General features: G+C 62.5%; 18 protein-coding genes. 14 read left to right on the forward strand and 4 right to left on the reverse strand.

The features are described 5' to 3' along the window. Positions 1-12: 12 nt before the first annotated feature. The 7 genes from sufB (at position 13) to NKH93_RS11920 (ending at position 6,683) form a co-directional block, all read left to right on the forward strand. Entirely contained in the window at positions 13-1,530 is a 1,518-nt protein-coding gene (gene sufB, locus NKH93_RS11890) for a Fe-S cluster assembly protein SufB (protein ID WP_352745715.1), read from the forward strand. Positions 1,531-1,743: 213 nt separating this feature from the next. Further along, a complete protein-coding gene (gene sufC, locus NKH93_RS11895; protein WP_352474716.1) occupies positions 1,744-2,499 on the forward strand; it encodes a Fe-S cluster assembly ATPase SufC in 756 nt (251 codons plus the stop codon). Between the two features lie 43 nt (positions 2,500-2,542). Beyond that, entirely contained in the window at positions 2,543-3,811 is a 1,269-nt protein-coding gene (sufD, locus tag NKH93_RS11900; protein WP_352970438.1) for a Fe-S cluster assembly protein SufD, read from the forward strand. A 190-nt stretch (positions 3,812-4,001) separates the two neighbouring features. Continuing rightward, on the forward strand, positions 4,002-5,243 hold the full coding sequence (locus tag NKH93_RS11905; RefSeq protein WP_352970440.1) for a cysteine desulfurase: 1,242 nt from the start codon (positions 4,002-4,004) through the stop codon (positions 5,241-5,243). A 5-nt stretch (positions 5,244-5,248) separates the two neighbouring features. Then, on the forward strand, positions 5,249-5,641 hold the full coding sequence (locus NKH93_RS11910; RefSeq protein ID WP_352474719.1) for an SUF system Fe-S cluster assembly protein: 393 nt from the start codon (positions 5,249-5,251) through the stop codon (positions 5,639-5,641). A 110-nt stretch (positions 5,642-5,751) separates the two neighbouring features. Next, positions 5,752-6,138 carry a Fe-S cluster assembly scaffold SufA gene (gene sufA / locus NKH93_RS11915; protein WP_352970442.1) on the forward strand — a complete coding sequence of 129 codons (387 nt, stop codon included), beginning with the start codon at positions 5,752-5,754 and terminating at the stop codon, positions 6,136-6,138. Positions 6,139-6,149: 11 nt separating this feature from the next. After that, on the forward strand, positions 6,150-6,683 hold the full coding sequence (locus tag NKH93_RS11920) for a DUF2199 domain-containing protein (RefSeq protein WP_352970445.1): 534 nt from the start codon (positions 6,150-6,152) through the stop codon (positions 6,681-6,683). On the opposite strand, the gene NKH93_RS11925 is transcribed toward NKH93_RS11920, so the two are convergent. Beyond that, entirely contained in the window at positions 6,680-7,177 is a 498-nt protein-coding gene (locus NKH93_RS11925) for a GFA family protein (RefSeq protein ID WP_352458423.1), read from the reverse strand. The two genes, NKH93_RS11920 and NKH93_RS11925, sit on opposite strands and share 4 nt — an antisense overlap. 90 nt (positions 7,178-7,267) lie before the next feature. On the opposite strand from NKH93_RS11925, the gene NKH93_RS11930 reads away from it, so the two are divergent. Further along, the gene (locus NKH93_RS11930) at positions 7,268-7,591 is read left to right on the forward strand and encodes a TfoX/Sxy family protein (protein ID WP_352681953.1); all 324 of its coding nucleotides are present in this window, start codon (positions 7,268-7,270) and stop codon (positions 7,589-7,591) included. A gap of 34 nt (positions 7,592-7,625) precedes the next feature. Here NKH93_RS11930 and NKH93_RS11935 read toward each other — a convergent pair whose 3' ends face one another. Continuing rightward, positions 7,626-8,549, reverse strand: a complete 924-nt coding sequence (locus NKH93_RS11935) for a PfkB family carbohydrate kinase (RefSeq protein WP_352681951.1) — start codon at positions 8,547-8,549, stop codon at positions 7,626-7,628. A gap of 276 nt (positions 8,550-8,825) precedes the next feature. Here NKH93_RS11935 and recA point away from each other — a divergent pair, with 276 nt between their 5' ends. The 3 genes from recA (at position 8,826) to NKH93_RS11950 (ending at position 13,708) form a co-directional block, all read left to right on the forward strand. Next, positions 8,826-9,923 (forward strand): recombinase RecA, encoded by a 1,098-nt coding sequence (gene recA, locus NKH93_RS11940; RefSeq protein WP_023674696.1) that lies wholly within the window; start codon positions 8,826-8,828, stop codon positions 9,921-9,923. Positions 9,924-10,182: 259 nt separating this feature from the next. Beyond that, on the forward strand, positions 10,183-12,849 hold the full coding sequence (gene alaS / locus NKH93_RS11945) for an alanine--tRNA ligase (RefSeq protein WP_352970560.1): 2,667 nt from the start codon (positions 10,183-10,185) through the stop codon (positions 12,847-12,849). Between the two features lie 64 nt (positions 12,850-12,913). Further along, a complete protein-coding gene (locus tag NKH93_RS11950) occupies positions 12,914-13,708 on the forward strand; it encodes a PhzF family phenazine biosynthesis protein (RefSeq protein WP_352772780.1) in 795 nt (264 codons plus the stop codon). Between the two features lie 201 nt (positions 13,709-13,909). Here the strand turns inward: NKH93_RS11950 and NKH93_RS11955 are convergent, their stop codons facing one another. Then, positions 13,910-14,536 (reverse strand): glutathione S-transferase family protein, encoded by a 627-nt coding sequence (locus NKH93_RS11955; protein WP_352970448.1) that lies wholly within the window; start codon positions 14,534-14,536, stop codon positions 13,910-13,912. An 11-nt stretch (positions 14,537-14,547) separates the two neighbouring features. Further along, positions 14,548-15,759, reverse strand: a complete 1,212-nt coding sequence (locus NKH93_RS11960) for an NADP-dependent isocitrate dehydrogenase (RefSeq protein WP_352449387.1) — start codon at positions 15,757-15,759, stop codon at positions 14,548-14,550. Positions 15,760-15,965: 206 nt separating this feature from the next. Here NKH93_RS11960 and NKH93_RS11965 point away from each other — a divergent pair, with 206 nt between their 5' ends. From NKH93_RS11965 to murI, 3 genes are all read left to right on the forward strand, one after another. Continuing rightward, the gene (locus NKH93_RS11965; RefSeq protein WP_352449388.1) at positions 15,966-16,832 is read left to right on the forward strand and encodes an RNA methyltransferase; all 867 of its coding nucleotides are present in this window, start codon (positions 15,966-15,968) and stop codon (positions 16,830-16,832) included. 80 nt (positions 16,833-16,912) lie between these two features. Further along, positions 16,913-17,557, forward strand: coding sequence for a DUF805 domain-containing protein (locus NKH93_RS11970; protein ID WP_502896446.1), 645 nt, complete (start codon positions 16,913-16,915; stop codon positions 17,555-17,557). 157 nt (positions 17,558-17,714) lie between these two features. Then, positions 17,715-18,527 (forward strand): glutamate racemase, encoded by an 813-nt coding sequence (gene murI / locus NKH93_RS11975; RefSeq protein WP_352449390.1) that lies wholly within the window; start codon positions 17,715-17,717, stop codon positions 18,525-18,527. The last annotated feature ends 55 nt before the right edge of the window (positions 18,528-18,582 follow it).

Genomic DNA, 18,582 nt, shown 5'->3' on the forward strand with positions numbered 1-18,582 from the left:
TGGAGAACGCTTATGCCTGCTGTGCAGGAGACGATCGATCGAGTTCGAAAGATCGATGTCGACCAGTATAAATACGGATTCCAGACCGAAATCGCGATGGACAAGGCCCCCAAGGGCCTGAGCGAAGACATTATCCGTTTCATTTCGGCGAAGAAGGACGAGCCGTCCTGGATGCTGGAATGGCGCCTGGAAGCCTATCGCCGCTGGCTGACGCTGGACGAGCCGAAATGGGCGCGCGTCCACTATCCCAAAATCGATTTCCAGGACCTCCATTATTACGCGGCGCCCAAGAGCACGCCGGGGCCGACTTCGCTCAGCGAGGTCGATCCCGAACTGCTGAAGGTCTATGAGAAGCTCGGCATTCCGCTCAGGGAACAGGAAATCCTCGCCGGCGTGCAGAAGACCGATGCGTCGGAGCTCGAGGAAGCCAGCGACAACGTCTACAAGTCGGGCCGCGTCGCCGTCGATGCGGTGTTCGATTCCGTCTCCGTCGTCACCACGTTCAAGAAGGAGCTGGCGCAGGCCGGCGTCATCTTCTGCTCGATCTCGGAAGCGATCCGCGAGCATCCGGAGCTGGTGAAGAAGTATCTTGGCTCGGTCGTGCCGACCTCCGACAATTTCTACGCGACGCTGAATTCGGCCGTGTTTACCGACGGCTCCTTCGTCTTCGTGCCCAAGGGCGTGCGCTGCCCGATGGAACTGTCGACTTATTTCCGCATGAACGAGAAGAATACCGGCCAGTTCGAGCGCACGCTGATCATCGCCGAGGAGGGGGCTTACGTCTCTTACCTCGAAGGCTGCACGGCGCCGCAACGCGACGAGAACCAGCTTCATGCCGCGGTGGTCGAGCTGATCGCGCTCGACGATGCCGAAATCAAATATTCGACGGTGCAGAACTGGTATCCCGGCGACGCCGAAGGCAAGGGCGGCATCTATAATTTCGTCACCAAGCGCGGCGACTGCCGCGGCCATCGCTCGAAGATTTCGTGGACGCAGGTCGAGACCGGCTCGGCGATCACCTGGAAATATCCGAGCTGCATCCTGCGCGGCGACGATTCCAGCGGCGAGTTCTATTCGATCGCCGTGTCGAACGGCTACCAGCAGGTCGACAGCGGCACCAAGATGATCCATCTCGGCAAGAACACGTCGAGCCGCATCATCTCCAAGGGCATCGCCGCCGGCTACTCGCAGAACACCTATCGCGGCCAGGTCTCGGCCCACCGCAAGGCGACCAACGCCCGCAACTTCACCAATTGCGACTCCCTGCTGATCGGCGACCAGTGCGGCGCGCATACCGTCCCCTACATGGAAGCCAAGAACTCGACGGCGCAGTTCGAGCATGAGGCGACAACCTCGAAAATTTCCGAGGACCAGAAGTTCTACGTCATGCAGCGCGGCATCCCGGAGGAAGAGGCGATTGCGCTGATCGTCAACGGCTTCGTCAAGGACGTCATCCAGCAACTGCCGATGGAATTCGCGGTCGAAGCGCAGAAGCTGATCGGGATCTCGCTCGAGGGCAGCGTGGGCTGATGATGATGAAGAGTAGCCGAAAGGTAATGGCTGTTGGACTCGTGTGCTGGGTGGCTACCGCCATATTGGCCGTGTACTTTGTCTGGCAAAAGCCAGACGCTCTGACTGTCGATGATGTAGGGCCGATTCATCAGTTCTCGATTAGGACGAATTGAAGGGTCGAACGGCCAATGGCCAGATCGACTGCCTTGCGATGTAGTAGAAAGAAGAAAAATGCTTGAAATCAGAAACCTCCATGCCCGTATCGTCGACGACGGCACCGAGATCATTCGCGGCCTGAACCTGACGGTCAGAGCCGGCGAGGTCGCCGCGATCATGGGGCCGAACGGCTCGGGGAAATCGACGCTGTCCTATATCCTCGCCGGGCGCGAGGACTATGAGGTCACCGAGGGCGACATCCTCTACAACGGCCAGTCGATCCTCGAAATGGATCCAGCCGAGCGCGCAACCGCCGGCATCTTTCTCGCTTTCCAGTATCCGATGGAGATACCGGGGGTGGCGACGATGGAATTCCTGAAAGTGGCGATGAACGAGCAGCGCAAGGCGCGTGGCGAGGAACCGCTGAAGATCCCGGAATTTCTCAAGCGCGTAAAGGAAGCTGCCGCCTCGCTCAACATGGACATGGCGATGCTGAAGCGGCCGCTCAATGTCGGCTTTTCCGGCGGCGAGAAGAAGCGCGCCGAGATCCTGCAGATGAAGCTGCTCGAGCCGAAGCTGTGTGTCCTCGACGAGACCGATTCCGGACTCGATATCGATGCGCTGAAGATCGTCGCGGACGGCGTCAACACGCTGCGCTCGCCGGATAGGGCCATTGTCGTCATAACCCACTACCAGCGCCTGCTCCAATACATCGTCCCGGATACGGTGCACGTGCTCTACAGGGGCCAGGTGATCAAGTCGGGCGACAAGTCGCTGGCGCTCGACCTCGAGGCCAATGGCTATGCCGGCGTGATCGGGCAAGCCGCGTGAGATGCAAGCGGGCCCGGAAGGCAAGCCAAACAAGGCGATACTGATGAATATGCACACGACACCCCAGCGGACATTAGCCGAAACGGCGCTGATCGACGCCTTTGGCGAGCGGCTGTCGCTGCTGCCCGGCGACGGCGCGGTGATGCTAAAGCGCGACGACGCCATCGAGGCGATCAAGAGCGGCCTGCCGACGCGGCGCATCGAATCCTGGCACTATACGGACCTGCGCCGGCTGCTGACCTCGGTGCCGGACTTCGATCCGGCAGCGGTCGCGAAAGCCATTGCGCCGATCGTCGAAGGCTCCAGCGTTTTGCCGGTGCTGAACGGCGTGTCGACTACGAAACTGCCCGGTATCGAAGGCGTTGCCGTGCAGCGCCTGTCGGAGAAGCTGACCGACGGCAGCATCGCTCCGGGGCTGGATTCCTATGGCAGCGACGATGCCATCGGCGCGCTCAACACCGCCTTTGTCGCCGACGGCTATTTCGTCGACATCGCCGACGGTGCCCAACTGGAAAAGCCGATCGAATTGCAGAATTTGCAGGCCGGTGGACAGACGCATGTACGGCTGGCCGTCCGTGTCGGCGCCGGCGCCAAGGCTGTCGTCGTCGAGCGCCAGGCAGGCGAGGGGGCGGCATTGGTCAGTTCGGTCAGCCAGCTTGTGCTTGGCGAGGGCGCCGAAGTGACATGGCTGGTCGTGCAGGAGCAGCCGGATACGGCGACGCATCTCGCCCAGTTCAAGGCGCATCTCGGCAAGAATTCGAAACTGACGCTGTTCGTCATGAATGCCGGCGGCAAGCTTGTCCGCCAGGAGGTCGTTGTGAAGACGACCGGCGAGGGCGCCGAATTCACCTTGCGCGGCATCAATCTGCTCGCCGGCGACACCCATACCGACGTCACCATGGTGCTCGACCACGCCGTACCGCACACAGCCTCGACCGAAGTCATCCGCAATGTGGTGACCGGCAAGGCGCGCGGCGTCTTCCAGGGCCGCATCAACGTCCACCAATATGCGCAGAAGACCAACGCCAAGATGGCCTGCAACACGCTGCTTCTGTCGGACGACGGCGAGTTCTCGACCAAGCCGGAGCTCGAAATCTTCGCCGACGACGTCGTCTGCGGCCATGGCGCGACCGTCACCGAGATCGACCACAGCCATCTGTTCTACCTGATGGCGCGCGGCGTCGACGAGAAGACCGCGCGCGGCTTGCTGGTCAAGGCCTTCGTCGCCGAGGTGATCGAGGAACTGGACGACGAGGCCATCGTCGAGGCGCTGGAAGCGAGACTCGACAACTGGTTCGTGGCGCACGGGTAAAGTGGATGAGGGCCGGCGCTTCGGCCAGCACCCCTCATCCGACCGAGCTTCGCTCGGCCACCTTCTCCCACAAGGGGAGAAGGAAATGCGCCTCTCCTTCTCCCCTTGTGGGAGAAGGTGGATTGGCGCGAAGCGCCAAGACGGATGAGGGGTGTTGGAAGGAACGCGGCAGCGCGGCAAGGACTTCGAGATGGACCAGAAAGTCGAAAACATCCCCTACGACGTCGAGGCGATCCGCCGCGACTTCCCGATCCTGTCGCGGCAAGTCTACGGCAAACCGCTGGTCTATCTCGACAATGGCGCCTCGGCGCAGAAACCGCAGGCGGTGCTCGACGCCATCCAGCACGCCTATTCCCAGGAATATGCCAACGTCCATCGCGGCCTGCATTTCCTGTCGAATGCCGCGACCGACGCCTATGAGAACGCGCGCAAGATAGTGCAGAGATTTCTGAATGCGCCGAGCACCGACAATATCGTCTTCACCTCCAACACCACGGCGGCGATCAACACGGTTGCTTATGGTTTCGGCATGCCGAACATCGGCGAGGGCGACGAGATCGTGCTGTCGATCATGGAGCACCATTCCAACATCGTGCCGTGGCATTTCATCCGCGAGCGGCAGGGCGCCAAGCTGGTCTGGGTGCCGGTCGACGATCTCGGCGCCTTTCACATCGAGGAGTTCGAGAAGCGGCTGACCAACCGCACCAGGCTGGTTGCCATCACCCATATGTCGAACGCGCTGGGCACGGTGACGCCGATGAAGGAGATCGTGCGCATCGCGCACGCGCGCGGCATTCCGGTGCTGGTCGACGGCAGCCAGAGCGCCGTGCATATGCCGATCGACGTGCAGGATCTCGACTGCGATTTCTTCGTCTTCACCGGCCACAAGGTCTATGGCCCGTCGGGCATCGGCGTGCTCTACGGCAAGAAGGATATTCTGGAGCGCATGCGCCCGTTCATGGGCGGCGGCGAGATGATCGAGGAGGTGACGCAAGACATCGTCACCTACAACGACCCGCCGCACCGTTTCGAGGCCGGCACGCCGCCGATCGTGCAGGCAATCGGGCTTGGTGCCGCGCTCGAATACATGGAAAAGATCGGCCGCGAGCGCATCGCCGCGCACGAGGCCAATCTGAAGGACTATGCGCATCAGCGGTTGCGCGCCATCAACTCGCTGCGCATCTTCGGCGATGCGCCCGGCAAGGGCGCCATCATCTCGTTCGAGCTGCAGGGCATCCACGCCCATGACGTGTCGATGGTCATCGACCGGCAGGGAGTGGCGGTCCGCGCCGGCACGCATTGCGCCCAGCCGCTGTTGAAACGCTTCGGCGTAACATCCACATGCAGGGCGTCGTTCGGCATGTATAATACCAGGGCCGAAGTCGATGCTTTGGCCGATGCGCTGGAAAAAGCGCGAAAATTCTTCGGGTGACGATCATGGATGATGCCAGCCACACCGCCGAGACCAATTCGGAAGCGACGACCAATGCGGCGGTTTCCGGATCGACAATCCCCGCCGACGAATTGGCGCGGCTGACCGACGACATCGTTTCGGCGCTGAAGACGGTCTACGACCCGGAAATCCCGGCCGACATCTATGAGCTCGGCCTGGTCTACAAGATCGACATCGAAGACGACCGCTCGGTCAAGATCGATATGACGCTGACCGCGCCGGGCTGCCCGGTGGCCGGCGAAATGCCGGGCTGGGTCGAAAACGCCGTCGGCGCCGTCGAAGGCGTTTCCGGCGTCGAGGTCAACATGACCTTCGATCCGCCCTGGTCGCCCGACCGCATGTCGGAAGAGGCGCAGGTGGCGGTTGGGTGGTACTAGCATCCGACCAGCCGGAGGCTGGCGCACTTGCGCCGGGTACAAAACTTCACCATTTTAGGTGAGGATCATTCGGCAGGCCTTGAACCTGCAAAGAATGGAGAAGGAAAGACATGAGACGCTTCGCCGTCATCACGATGACCGAAAAGGCTGCCGACCGGGTGCGCGAGATCGTCGCGACCCGTGAGAACGCGCATGGCATTCGCCTTGGCATCAAGAAGGGCGGCTGCGCCGGCATGGAATATACGGTCGATCTGGTGACCGAGCCGAACACCAAGGACGACCATATCGAGCGCGATGGCGCCCATGTCTATGTCGCGCCGGAGGCGGCACTTTTCCTGTTCGGCACCGAGATGGATTTCGAGCAGACGACACTGCGAACCGGTTTCATCTTCCGCAATCCGAACCAGAGTTCGGCCTGCGGCTGCGGCGAATCGGTCGAATTGAAGCCGGCCGATCTGAAGGCACTGGCCGAGGCGCGCGAAGCAAGCGCGGCTTAGCGTCTCTGGTGATGAGTGCCGAGGCATATCGCTGGCGGTGTGCCTGTTGCGGTCAGGAATATACCGGGCTTCCAACAGATATGGCGTTCGGTGCGCCCGTGGACACGGACACGCTTGACGATGCCGCTCGAGCGACCTTTCGCAAGAATGAAGATTTCTGCGAGGTGCGCCGTGCGTCGGGGGTAACAGATCGGTTTGTTCGTTGCTTGCTGCCTCTGCCAGTGCCTCAGCTATCCAGCGAGTTCTGTTTCGGCGTATGGATGTCGGTCTCGGAAAAAAGCTGGAATCTATACCGAGATGGATACGACAGTGGCCAGTATGAAGAAGAACTCTGTTTTGGATATCTGATGCACAACATTCCTGAGTATCCCGGCTCGTTGCATCTGCATGCCAATGTTGTATTTCAGCCCGGTGATCAGCGTCCGAAGGTGTTTCTGCATGATGCAGATCATCCCTTGGTTGCGGCCCAACGCAGTGGGGCGGATGTGGCGCAGATAGAGCGCTGGGTGGCTCTCACGCACCGACCTAAGGCCGGGAGCAACTAATCCACCCACATCCCTGTTCGCTTGTGCCAGTCTGCGATCGACTCCTCCGGGTAGACATCGAAAACCTTGTCGCCCTTGCCGATATCCGGCTCGACCCAGTTCGCTTTGTATTTCAGCATCAGATGCACCTTCTCCGGTGGCTTTGGCAGGTCTGTGTCGATCGCTGAGGCAAACGGATGCACCAGCTCCGGCCAGGTCGGATCGTAGAGCCAGAGTGCCGTCCCGCATTTCGTGCAGAAGTTCCGCTCGCCCGTCGAGGTCTCGCGTTGCGGGTGCTCGTCGTCCTCGATCTCGGCGCGGTAGACGCCGAGATGGCGCTTGCCCTGGATTTTCAGCGTCTCGTAATCGGCGCCGAGATTGATGGCAAAACCGCCGCCGCCCTGCTGCTTGCGGCAGATCGAGCAGTAGCACAGCATGAACGGCACCGGCGTGTGGCTTTCCACCTCGAAACGCACGGCATTGCACCGGCAGGACCCTTTGAGCAGAAGCGGCATGAGAAACTCCGACGAAAGTGATTTGCACTTTGTCAGGATGGCGCCGGTTGCGGCGATGACAAGGGGAAATCCGGGTGACATGATCGCCGCATGGACAACGAGCGCATAGAAGAGCTTTTCGAAGGCCTCGGCCCGGTCAGTATCCGCAAGCTGTTCGGCGGCAAGGGCATCTATTTCGACGGCGTCATCGTCGCCATCGTCATCGGTGGCGAATTGATGCTGAAGGCCGACGCCGAAAGCGCCCCGGAATTCGAAGCGGCCGGCTGCCGGCAATGGACCTATACCGGCTCGCGCCACGGCAAGCTCGTGTCGATGCCCTATTGGAGCGTTCCCGACAGCGCGCTCGACGATCCCGACGAGATGGCGATCTGGGCGCGCCGCGCCTACGAGGCAGGACGGCGCGCCGGCAAATAGGCTGCGTCATGCTTCGGCAATTCCGGGCCGCACTTCATGCCAGCTCCCGCGCGTCAGGCACGAGCGCCAGCGCTTCGGCAAAGCTGGCGCTGGTGAAGGCGGCGCGCTCGTCGGCGAGCATCGCGGCGGCAACGCCTTCGCGCAGCGCTGCGCGCAGCGTCAGGCCGCGCAGCAGGGCAGCGATCGTGGCGCCTGCCAATGCGTCGCCGGCGCCGGCAGCATCGGTCCGCTTTTGCAGCGGCGGTGGCGAGATCGAGAACGCGCTCAATTCGTCGAAACCGAGCACTGGTTCGTCGCCGGCGGTGATCACGCCGCTTTTCAGCCCGGCGCGTCTCAGGCCGTCGACGATGCCTTGATCGATTTGGACGCCGGCGAGCACGCCGGCCTCGGGCCGGTTCATGAAGGCCATCGCCAGACGGTCGAGCACCGGCGTCAGCCGCGCCGCTTTGTTGGGCGAGACCGCAAGCGCAAACACCGGCTTGCCGGCGGCGAGTGCCGCCAGCCGCTCCAGCGCGGTCGACGGCAGGTTGGCGTCGCACAGCACCGCGTCGGCCGAACCGATCGCTTCCCGCACCTTGGCGCGGCGGATCTGCTTGGGAAGCGCCAGCTCGTAGAGCACCATGTCGGCAAGGCCGGCGATCAGCCCGCCGTCGCTGTCGATCAGCATCGTATGGCTTGGCGTTGCTCGGTCGAGGAACACCGCCGACAGGTCGGTAATGCCGGCCTCGGTGACGGCGCGTAAGACCGTGTCGCCCAGGGCATCGCCGCCGCGTACCGAAAGCAGCGAGGCCGAGGCGCCGCGTCGCACCGCACAGCGCAAGGCGTTAAAGACGGCGCCGCCGACATGCTCGCGCATCGTGCCGGGATTAGACGCTGCTGGCACGAAGGCGCCGGCAACCCGGCCGCGCCGCTCGATATAGGCGCCGCCCACGGCCAGGATCGTCGAGGATTTGATCATGCCGTCAAAATGCCCTTTAGCTGTTGCCCGGAGAGACTAGGTCGCCGGGCGGAACCCCGCAATCGCGGGTCCGATTCGGTTGGTGACGGCAACGGCGCCGCATGCGAGGCGAGACACATCGGAAGCGATAATTGCGAAACAAAAATAGAACAAATAGCGATATACGTTATTTTTCAAATCCTTGGTGCTCATTGACAAATGAGAACAAATGAGGTACATTCTTTTAAGGATTGCGGGATTGTCCGGCCTCCATTGACGACCACGGGGTGATGTATCATGGCTCAGAATTCTTTGCGGCTTGTAGAGGACAAAGCGGTGGATAAATCAAAGGCTCTGGATGCGGCGCTGTCGCAAATCGAGCGTGCCTTCGGCAAGGGCTCGATCATGCGGCTCGGCGCGAACGAGCAGGTCGTCGAGATCGAAACGGTGCCGACCGGCTCGCTTGGGCTGGACATCGCGCTTGGCGTCGGCGGCCTGCCACGCGGCCGCATCGTCGAGATCTACGGGCCGGAAAGCTCGGGCAAGACGACGCTGGCGCTGCACACGGTGGCCGAAGCCCAGAAGAAGGGCGGCATCTGCGCCTTCGTCGATGCCGAGCACGCGCTCGACCCGGTCTATGCCCGCAAGCTCGGCGTCGATCTCGAAAACCTGCTGATCTCGCAGCCCGATACCGGCGAGCAGGCGCTGGAGATCTGCGACACGCTGGTGCGCTCCGGCGCCATCGACGTGCTGGTGGTCGATTCGGTGGCGGCGTTGACGCCGCGGGCGGAAATCGAAGGCGAGATGGGCGATTCGCTGCCCGGCCTGCAGGCCCGCCTGATGAGCCAGGCACTGCGCAAGCTCACCGCCTCGATCTCGCGCTCCAACACCATGGTCATCTTCATCAACCAGATCCGCATGAAGATCGGCGTCATGTTCGGTTCGCCCGAGACGACGACCGGCGGCAATGCGTTGAAATTCTATGCCTCGGTCCGCCTCGACATCCGCCGCATCGGCTCGGTCAAGGATCGCGACGAGGTCGTCGGCAACCAGACCCGCGTCAAGGTCGTCAAGAACAAGCTGGCGCCGCCCTTCAAGGTGGTCGAGTTCGACATCATGTATGGCGAGGGCGTCTCGAAGACCGGCGAGCTGGTCGATCTCGGCGTCAAGGCGGGCGTGGTCGAAAAGTCGGGCGCCTGGTTCTCCTACAATTCGCAGCGTCTTGGCCAGGGCCGCGAAAACGCAAAACTGTTCCTGCGCGACAATCCCGACACGGCGCGCGAGATCGAGCTGGCGCTACGGCAGAATGCCGGGCTGATTGCTGAGAAATTCCTTGAGAACGGCGGCTCCGAAAGCAGCGACGACGGTTTCGAGGACGACGCTGGGGTGATGTAGGGCAAGCGACGCCTCGCTGAGCCTCAGCCAGGTTTCGATTTGATGTTTTGATTTTGAGTTTGCGTAATCGATGCGTTTCGAACCGCCGGCCCATGGCCGGCGGTTCGCGTTTGACGGCGAGGCAGACGCATTTCAAGGCGCTGGTGAAAGCCGGGATTTGAGACCATTTGGTGTTTCTGGACAGGCTGCGGTGCGACCGCTAAAAGGCCATGTCTATTTTCCGCCGGCAGCCGGCGGTTCTCTCGAAAAGGCAGTATTCATGAGTGGCGTCAACGAGATCCGGTCGGCATTTCTCGACTATTTTCGCAAGGAAGGTCACGAGGTCGTCGCGTCAAGCCCGCTGGTGCCGCGCAACGACCCGACGCTGATGTTCACCAATGCCGGCATGGTGCAGTTCAAGAACGTTTTCACCGGTCTGGAGAAGCGGCCGTATTCGCGCGCCACGACTGCCCAGAAGAGTGTTCGCGCCGGCGGCAAGCACAACGACCTCGACAATGTCGGCTACACCGCGCGCCACCTGACCTTCTTCGAGATGCTCGGCAATTTCTCCTTCGGCGACTATTTCAAGGAGCGGGCCATAGAGCTTGCCTGGAACCTGATCACCAGGGAGTTCGGGCTGAAGAAGGACAAGCTGCTGGTCACCGTCTACCACACCGACGACGAGGCGGCCTCGTACTGGAAGAAGATCGCCGGCCTTTCGGACGATCGCATCATCCGCATCGCGACTTCGGACAATTTCTGGGCAATGGGCGACACTGGACCTTGCGGGCCGTGTTCGGAGATATTCATCGACCGTGGCGAGCATATCTGGGGCGGCCCTCCTGGCAGCCCCGAGGAGGATGGCGACCGTTTCCTTGAATTCTGGAACCTGGTGTTCATGCAGTACGAACAGGTGACGAAGGACGAGCGCGTCGACCTGCCGCGTCCGTCGATCGACACAGGCATGGGCCTCGAGCGCATGGCATCCATCCTGCAAGGCGTTGAAAGCGTCTTCGAAACCGACCTGTTCCGCCACCTGATCGACGCTGCGTCGTCGGCGCTTGGCAAAGGTCCGGATGCGGGCACCGTCGCATCGTTCCGCGTCATCGCCGACCATTTGCGTTCGTCCTGCTTCCTGGTCGCCGACGGCGTGCTGCCGTCCAACGAAGGACGCGGCTACGTGCTTCGTCGCATCATGCGCCGCGCCATGCGCCACGCGCAGTTGCTCGGCGCCCGCGATCCGCTGATGTGGCGCCTGGTGCCGGCACTGGTCCGCGAGATGGGCCAAGCCTACCCGGAACTGGTGCGCGGCGAACAGATGATCACCGAAACGCTGAAGCTTGAGGAAACTCGTTTCCGCAAGACGCTGGTGCGCGGCTTGGGCTTGCTTTCCGAGGCGACGGAAAAGCTGGCCTCCGGCGACATGCTGGATGGCGAGACAGCGTTCAAGCTCTACGACACCTATGGCTTTCCGCTCGATCTGACGCAGGACGCGCTGCGCCAGCGCAACATCTCGGTCAACCTTGCCGGCTTCACCGAGGCGATGGAGCGGCAGAAGGCGGAGGCGCGCAAAAGCTGGGCTGGTTCCGGTGAGGCCGCAACCGAGACGATATGGTTCGCGGTGCGTGAGGAGACCGGCGCCACCGAATTCCTGGGGTATGAGACCGAGCAGGCGGAAGGCCTCATCCAAGCGCTGGTCAAGGACGGCAAGACCGTCGACAGCGCCGGCAAGGGCGACGCCGTTGCCGTGGTTGTCAACCAGACGCCGTTCTATGGCGAATCCGGTGGCCAGATGGGCGATACCGGCGTCATTTCGGGCGACGGGTTCTCGATCGAGATATCCGATACCCAGAAGAAGGCCGATGGGCTTTTCGTCCATCTCGGCAGGGTGGCTAACGGCACGGTCAAGACGGGCGCGACCGTCGAGCTGAAGGTGGACCACGCGCGCCGCTCCAGGCTGCGCGCGAACCATTCCGCCACGCATCTGATCCATGAGGCGCTGCGCGAGGTGCTGGGTACCCATGTCGCGCAGAAGGGCTCGCTGGTTGCGCCCGAGCGTCTGCGCTTCGACATCTCCCACAACAAGCCGATCTCGCCTGACGAGCTCGAAGAGGTCGAGCGCATGGCAAACGAGATCGTCGTTCAGAACGGCCCTGTAACCACGCGGCTGATGTCTGTCGACGACGCCATTGCCGAAGGCGCCATGGCGCTGTTTGGCGAGAAATATGGCGATGAAGTGCGCGTCGTTTCGATGGGCACGGGCTTGCATGGCGCCAAGGCCAACCGGCCTTATTCGGTCGAGCTATGCGGCGGCACGCATGTCAGGGCGACCGGCGATATCGGCTTGGTGCGCATCCTGTCCGACAGCGCGGTCGCTGCCGGCGTTCGCCGCATCGAGGCGTTGACCGGCGAGGCGGCCAGAAAGCATCTCGACGAACAGGACAAGCGGCTGAAGGCGGCCGCCGCCGCGCTGAAGATTTCGCCGGCCGATGTGCCGGCCCGCGTCGAGGCGCTGCTCGACGAACGCAAGAAGCTCGAAAAGGAGCTGACAGAGGCGCGCAAGAAGCTGGCGCTGGGCGATCGCTCGCCAGCCGGTGTGCCGGCGGAAAACGAAACCATTGCCGGTGTCGGTTTTCTCGGCAAGGCGGTATCGGGCGTCTCGCCAAAGGATCTTAAGCCGTTGGCCGATGCCGGCAAGAAGTCGCTCGGCTCCGGCATCGTCGTCTTTGTCGGCGCCGGCGAGGACAACAAGGCAAGCGTCGTCGTCGCCGTCACCGATGATCTGACCGGCCGCTTCAGCGCCATCGATCTGGTGCGCGTCGCGTCCGCGGCATTGGGCGGGCAGGGCGGCGGCGGGCGACCCGATATGGCTCAGGCCGGCGGCCCGGACGCCTCGAAGGCCGAAGACGCGATCGCTGCGGTGAAGGCGGCTCTCGAAGCGGCGTGAACCTGCACCGGGGGCGGCACGGCCGAAATGGCGCGTCGCCCAGCGGATATCTTTGAGGGCCGATATGCCGACGCTGACGATGTATCAGGTCGATGCCTTTGCCGAACGGGCCTTCCAGGGTAACCCTGCCGCCGTTCTCCTTTTAGAGGAATGGCTGTCGGAGCAGGTAATGCAGGCCATTGCCAACGAAAACAATCTTGCTGAAACCGCGTTTGTGCGGCCGAATGGCAAAGGTTGGGATTTGCGCTGGTTCACGCCGGTCCATGAAGTCGACTTCTGCGGCCACGCCACTCTTGCGGCCGCCCATGTGCTGGCTACGGAATACAATGGTCAGGGCGAAATGGCCTTCGCCACCCGGGTCGGCGAGCTGCGGGTTTCCCGGTGGGAAGGGGGCTATCAGCTCGATCTGCCTTGTTTTCCGCCGCAGCCCGTCGAGGAAGAGCTGAACTCGGCGCTGCAAGCGATATTGCCTCAGCGGCCGGTTGCGAGCTTCCGCAATTTCGAGAACCTGTTTGTCGAGCTTGCCGACGAGACAACCGTGCGATCTTTCGTTCCCGATCTGCTCAGGATCGGACGTTTTCATCCTCTCGGCCTGGTTATTACCGCGCCTGGGCGAGCCCACGATTTCGTCTCCCGTTACTTCGTGCCTGGGGCGGGCATTCCCGAGGATCCGGTAACCGGCTCCATTCATGCGACGCTGGTGCCTTACTGGTCTGAAAAACTCGGCAAGACGCATCTGTCGGCATTCCAATGCTCGCAGCGCGGCGGGCATTTGCTATGCGAACTGGCCGGAGATCGCGTGCTGATCACAGGCCGTGCGAAGACCTTCATGAAGGCGGAGATCTACCTTCCCGATTGAGCGGCTTGCCTCCGGTTCCTCGCCCCCACGAAGTGGGGGAGAGGTGGCCGCGAACCGGCCGGAGAGGGGGCCCGCGCAATCAAAAGGCGCTTTAGGAATGCGCCGATTTCCCCTCTCCGTCTCGGCTTCGCCGAGCCACCTCTCCCCGCAAGCGGGGCGAGGAACCCAGGTCGTGCGAAGTTGCCGCGCCTCGCCGCGGTTTCACCCTGCCTTTTCGGTTTTCGCAAAACTCGCGCGTTGAGTGATGCGCGCATACCAATCCCGGATCTCGGCAAACTCGGCCAGCAGGGCTTGTCCCTCGGCGACCTTGACGAAATAGCCGATGATCGGTGCGGCGTGCAGGTCGGCCAGCGTCAGGTCCGTTCCCAACAGCCAAGGCCCTTCGGCTTTCAGCGAGGAGAGCGCCTGCAATGCCGTTCTTGCCTGCCGCAACCCGTTGGCGATCACCGCTTCGTCGGGCGGCGTTGTTTCCAGCCGCTCGACAGCGACATCCCAGACCATGGTCCTGTAGGCATAGGCGTCGAGCAGGCCGGTGATCTGGTTCATGCGTGCTCGAGGCCGGGCTTCGACCGGTTGCAGCGCCGGGCCGCCAAAGGCTTCGTCGACATAACGGGCAATCGCGCCGGTCTCGTAGAGGCGAAAGCCGTCATGCTCGAAGGCCGGGATGCGGCCGAACGGCTGGTGCTCGAAATACCAGCCGGGAATGCCGTCCGCGGCAAAGATGTCGACGGGCACGAGCTCGTAGCCGACGCCCTTTTCCTCCAGCACCAGCCGCACGATGCGCACATAGACGCTGTAGTCCGCGCCGTAGACGACGGGCTTGCCCATGCCGGTTGGGCTCAGGCCATCGCTTTCTGCAAATTCTCGTCGATCTTGTCGAGGAAGCCGGTGGTCGAAAGCCATGGCTGGTCGGGGCCGATCAGCAGCGACAGGTCCTTGGTCATGAAGCCGGACTCGACCGTCTGGATGCAGACCCTTTCCAGCGTCTCGGCAAAGCGCCTCAGTTCGGCATTGTCGTCGAGCTTGGCGCGGTGCGCGAGGCCGCGCGTCCAGGCAAAGATCGAGGCGATCGAATTGGTCGAGGTCTCCTCGCCCTTCTGGTGCTGGCGATAGTGGCGGGTGACGGTGCCGTGCGCGGCTTCCGCCTCGACGGTCTTGCCGTCCGGCGTCATCAGCACCGAGGTCATCAGGCCGAGCGAGCCGAAGCCTTGCGCCACCGTGTCGGACTGCACGTCGCCGTCATAATTCTTGCAGGCCCAGACATAGCCACCCGACCATTTCAGGCTCGAGGCCACCATGTCGTCGATCAGCCGGTGCTCGTACCAGAGCTTCTTAGCTTTGAATTCTGTTTCGAACTCCGCCTCGTAGACCTCCTGGAAGATGTCCTTGAAGCGGCCGTCATAGGCTTTGAGGATGGTGTTCTTGGTCGAGAGGTAGACGGGGTAATTACGCAGCAGGCCGTAGTTCAGGGAGGCGCGGGCGAATTCGCGGATCGATTCGTCGAGATTGTACATGGCCATGGCGACGCCGGCGCCGGGTGCGTCGAAGACGTCGTGCTCGATCACCTGGCCGTCCTCGCCGACGAATTTGATCGTCAGCTTGCCCTTGCCGGGGAAGCGGAAGTCGGTGGCGCGGTACTGGTCGCCGAAGGCGTGGCGGCCGACGATGATCGGCTTGGTCCAGCCGGGCACCAGCCGCGGCACGTTCTTCATGATGATCGGCTCGCGAAAGATGGTGCCGCCGAGGATGTTGCGGATGGTGCCGTTCGGCGACTTCCACATCTTCTTCAGCTTGAATTCCTCGACGCGCTGCTCGTCGGGCGTGATCGTCGCGCATTTCACGCCGACGCCGTATTTCTTGATGGCATTGGCCGAATCGATGGTCACCTGGTCGTTGGTGGCGTCGCGGTGCTCGATGCCGAGGTCGTAATATTCGAGCTTGAGGTCGAGATAAGGGTGGATCAGCTTGTCCTTGATGAACTGCCAGATGATGCGGGTCATCTCGTCGCCGTCGAGTTCGACGACCGGGTTCGCCACCTTGATCTTCGCCATGGAAAGAATGCCTCGCTTTTGGGGAACGGAACGGCCTTGCCCGCACGGCTGCCGGCCCTGGGATGCGGCCCGTATATCAAAGGCTTTTTGGCCGCGCAAACGGCGAACCGCGCCGTAGTGCCGGCATTCCTTGCGAAAGCTTCATTTTCGCCGCCAAATGTGGCAGGGGACTGCGAAATGCCGCAAACAGCAGTTCACTGACAGCCATGGCCGCTACCCAGGATCCCGCCACCCCTCTTGCCTCCGGAACTCCAGCGTCCGGACCGGCGATCATCCTGGTCGAGCCGCAGCTCGGCGAGAATATCGGCATGGTTGCGCGCGCCATGGCCAATTTCGGTCTTACCGAGCTGCGGCTCGTCAATCCGCGCGACGGCTGGCCGAGCGAGAAGGCGCGTGCCGCCGCAAGCCGCGCCGACCACGTCATCGATGCCGTCACGGTGTTCGATGACCTGGCCTCGGCGATTGCCGATCTGAACTTCGTCTTCGCCACCACGGCGCGCGCGCGCGACAATTTCAAGCCGGTGCGCGGTCCGGTCGAGGCGGGCAGGGCGCTGCGCGCGCGGCAGCGGGCCGGCCAGCGCACCGGCATCCTGTTCGGCCGCGAGCGCTTCGGCCTCTATAATGACGAGGTCGGCCTTGCCGACGAGATCGTCACTTTCCCCGTCGATCCAGCCTTCTCCTCGCTCAACATCGCCCAGGCGGCCCTGCTGATGTCCTATGAATGGATGAAGTCCGGCCTTGAAGACGAGACCAGGACCAACTTCTCCGGCCCCGAAATGCCGCCGGCTGCCAAGGAAGAATTGCACGGCCTGTTGGCGTATCTGGAAGGTGCACTGGAGGCGCGCGGCTATTTCCGCCCGGCAGCGAAGAAGCCGAAGATGGTCGACAATTTGCGTGCAGTGCTGACCCGCCCCGGCTTTGCCGAGCCGGAGCTCAAGGTGCTGCGCGGCATCATATCATCGCTGGACAGGTTCTCGCCGGCCATGCCGCGCGGCGACGGATCGCCCGGCGACGATCCAAGGCGGCTTCCGGCGGCCGCGGCACGCGCTGCGAGGGCGAAAGACAAAGACTAGCCTCGGAACGACCCATACCTCACCAGTAACCGAATGTTATTTGGTGTGATCCATTGTCTGGAAAACGATGGGTTCTTTCGATGTTCAATTCAAATATCGGCCGTCTTCGCTTTTTCTTGTACTCAGGGGCACTGGTCTTTGCGGAAATCGTGACATTCGTGCTGTGCGTCGTGGGGACCGTCGGCTTCGAGGGTTTGGCCAATTCGAAACCCGGTCCTTCCAGGGAAGGGCTGGCCGCGGCTGTTCTCGTTACCTCGCTGGTGATCGTTCTGTTCCGCGCGAATTTCGCCTGGCGTCGAAGCCGCGACGCGCAAGGGTCGGGTTGGATCCTTTGGTCGTATATCGTGTTCTCGACGCTGTTCGCGATCCTGCAGGCCGGCACTGTTCTTGTCGTAAAATTCGACGGCGAAGATTCGCATTCCGGCCTTAACCTGCTGGGATTAGCTCTTGTCGGGCTGTGGGCCGTCATCTTGGCGGGCAAGCAGGCGGGCGGTGGCTCTGCGGATATGGCGTCATCCCTGAGTTTCGACGATTTCGACCCGCCCGGGCCGCTGCGCGGCACCGCCGCGCTCCATTCAGCGTCAGCCACCGGCGCGACGGCCCTGGCTGCAGCCTACGCCACGCGGGCCGCGCCGGTGCCGTCGAACCACCCTGCATCTCAACCTGCATCTCCGGCGAACGGCCGGCCGCGGCCCGGCGGCTTCGGCAAGCGCGGCCTTGTGTGACCGGCTCGCCGCATCAAGGCCATGATGGTTCCACATAGAAGCGGCCGGGATAAAGCATCATTGGCCGAAGCAGAAAGCATGGGCCGGGCCTTCCCCCGTGATCTCGTTTGTGATTCCCAGCCCTTAGTGATTCCCAGCCCTTAGTGACTCAATGACAATGACCGATCCATCGAGCGCCCGTCCGATCCTGATGTTCGATTCCGGCATTGGCGGCCTCACCGTGCTGCGTGAGGCGCGCGTGCTGATGCCTGACCGCCGCTTCATCTATGTCGCCGACGACGCGGCGTTCCCCTTCGGCGGCTGGGAGGAGCCGGCGCTGAGAACACATATCCTGGAGTTGTTCGCCAGGCTGCTCGAACGGTTTTCGCCGGCCATTTCGGTCATCGCCTGCAACACCGCCTCGACGCTGGTCATCGATGCGTTGCGCGAGAGGTTTCCCGGCCACCCTTTCGTCGGCACTGTGCCGGCCATCAAGCCGGCGGCGGAACGCACGCGCTCAGGTCTGGTTTCGGTGCTGGCTACGCCCGGCACCGTCAAGCGCCAGTACACGCGCGACCTGATCAGCAAATGGGCGCAGAAATGCCACGTCCGCCTGGTCGGCAGCGACAGGCTGGCTGGATTGGCCGAAGCCTATATGCGCGACGGTTTTGTCGACGAGGACGCCGTGCGCGCCGAGATCGCGCCGTGCTTCGTCGAGCATGACGGCCTGCGCACCGACATCGTCGTGCTTGCCTGCACCCATTATCCGTTTTTGGCCAACCGCATGCGCAAGACAGCACCGTGGCCGGTCGACTGGCTCGATCCGGCCGAGGCGATCGCACGCCGGGCGCTGTCGCTGCTTGCCGATACCGAGGCCCGCTATCGCAGAGAGGCACTGCCGGAAGGCGCCGACCTTGCATTCTTCACCTCGAACAGCGCCGATTTTCCGACGCGCCGGCTGATGCAGGGATTTGGCCTGGCGATATCCTGATCGCAGGCAATTTTCGCTTTGGGAACATCACACCGGACAATGCGTTTTCCTCTCA

Source organism: Mesorhizobium sp. M0954 (assembly GCF_040319155.1).
GTDB lineage: Bacteria > Pseudomonadota > Alphaproteobacteria > Rhizobiales > Rhizobiaceae > Mesorhizobium.

Bases quoted from the DNA above. Each gene is read 5' to 3' on its own strand.
- sufB (WP_352745715.1), top strand. From the start codon at position 13: ATGCCTGCTGTGCAGGAGACGATCGATCGAGTTCGAAAGATCGATGTC.
- sufC (WP_352474716.1), top strand. From the start codon at position 1,744: ATGCTTGAAATCAGAAACCTCCATGCCCGTATCGTCGACGACGGCACC.
- sufD (WP_352970438.1), top strand. From the start codon at position 2,543: ATGAATATGCACACGACACCCCAGCGGACATTAGCCGAAACGGCGCTG.
- NKH93_RS11905 (WP_352970440.1), top strand. From the start codon at position 4,002: ATGGACCAGAAAGTCGAAAACATCCCCTACGACGTCGAGGCGATCCGC.
- NKH93_RS11910 (WP_352474719.1), top strand. From the start codon at position 5,249: ATGGATGATGCCAGCCACACCGCCGAGACCAATTCGGAAGCGACGACC.
- sufA (WP_352970442.1), top strand. From the start codon at position 5,752: ATGAGACGCTTCGCCGTCATCACGATGACCGAAAAGGCTGCCGACCGG.
- NKH93_RS11920 (WP_352970445.1), top strand. From the start codon at position 6,150: ATGAGTGCCGAGGCATATCGCTGGCGGTGTGCCTGTTGCGGTCAGGAA.
- NKH93_RS11925 (WP_352458423.1), bottom strand. From the start codon at position 7,177: ATGCCGCTTCTGCTCAAAGGGTCCTGCCGGTGCAATGCCGTGCGTTTC.
- NKH93_RS11930 (WP_352681953.1), top strand. From the start codon at position 7,268: ATGGACAACGAGCGCATAGAAGAGCTTTTCGAAGGCCTCGGCCCGGTC.
- NKH93_RS11935 (WP_352681951.1), bottom strand. From the start codon at position 8,549: ATGATCAAATCCTCGACGATCCTGGCCGTGGGCGGCGCCTATATCGAG.
- recA (WP_023674696.1), top strand. From the start codon at position 8,826: ATGGCTCAGAATTCTTTGCGGCTTGTAGAGGACAAAGCGGTGGATAAA.
- alaS (WP_352970560.1), top strand. From the start codon at position 10,183: ATGAGTGGCGTCAACGAGATCCGGTCGGCATTTCTCGACTATTTTCGC.
- NKH93_RS11950 (WP_352772780.1), top strand. From the start codon at position 12,914: ATGCCGACGCTGACGATGTATCAGGTCGATGCCTTTGCCGAACGGGCC.
- NKH93_RS11955 (WP_352970448.1), bottom strand. From the start codon at position 14,536: ATGGGCAAGCCCGTCGTCTACGGCGCGGACTACAGCGTCTATGTGCGC.
- NKH93_RS11960 (WP_352449387.1), bottom strand. From the start codon at position 15,759: ATGGCGAAGATCAAGGTGGCGAACCCGGTCGTCGAACTCGACGGCGAC.
- NKH93_RS11965 (WP_352449388.1), top strand. From the start codon at position 15,966: ATGGCCGCTACCCAGGATCCCGCCACCCCTCTTGCCTCCGGAACTCCA.
- NKH93_RS11970 (WP_502896446.1), top strand. From the start codon at position 16,913: ATGTTCAATTCAAATATCGGCCGTCTTCGCTTTTTCTTGTACTCAGGG.
- murI (WP_352449390.1), top strand. From the start codon at position 17,715: ATGACCGATCCATCGAGCGCCCGTCCGATCCTGATGTTCGATTCCGGC.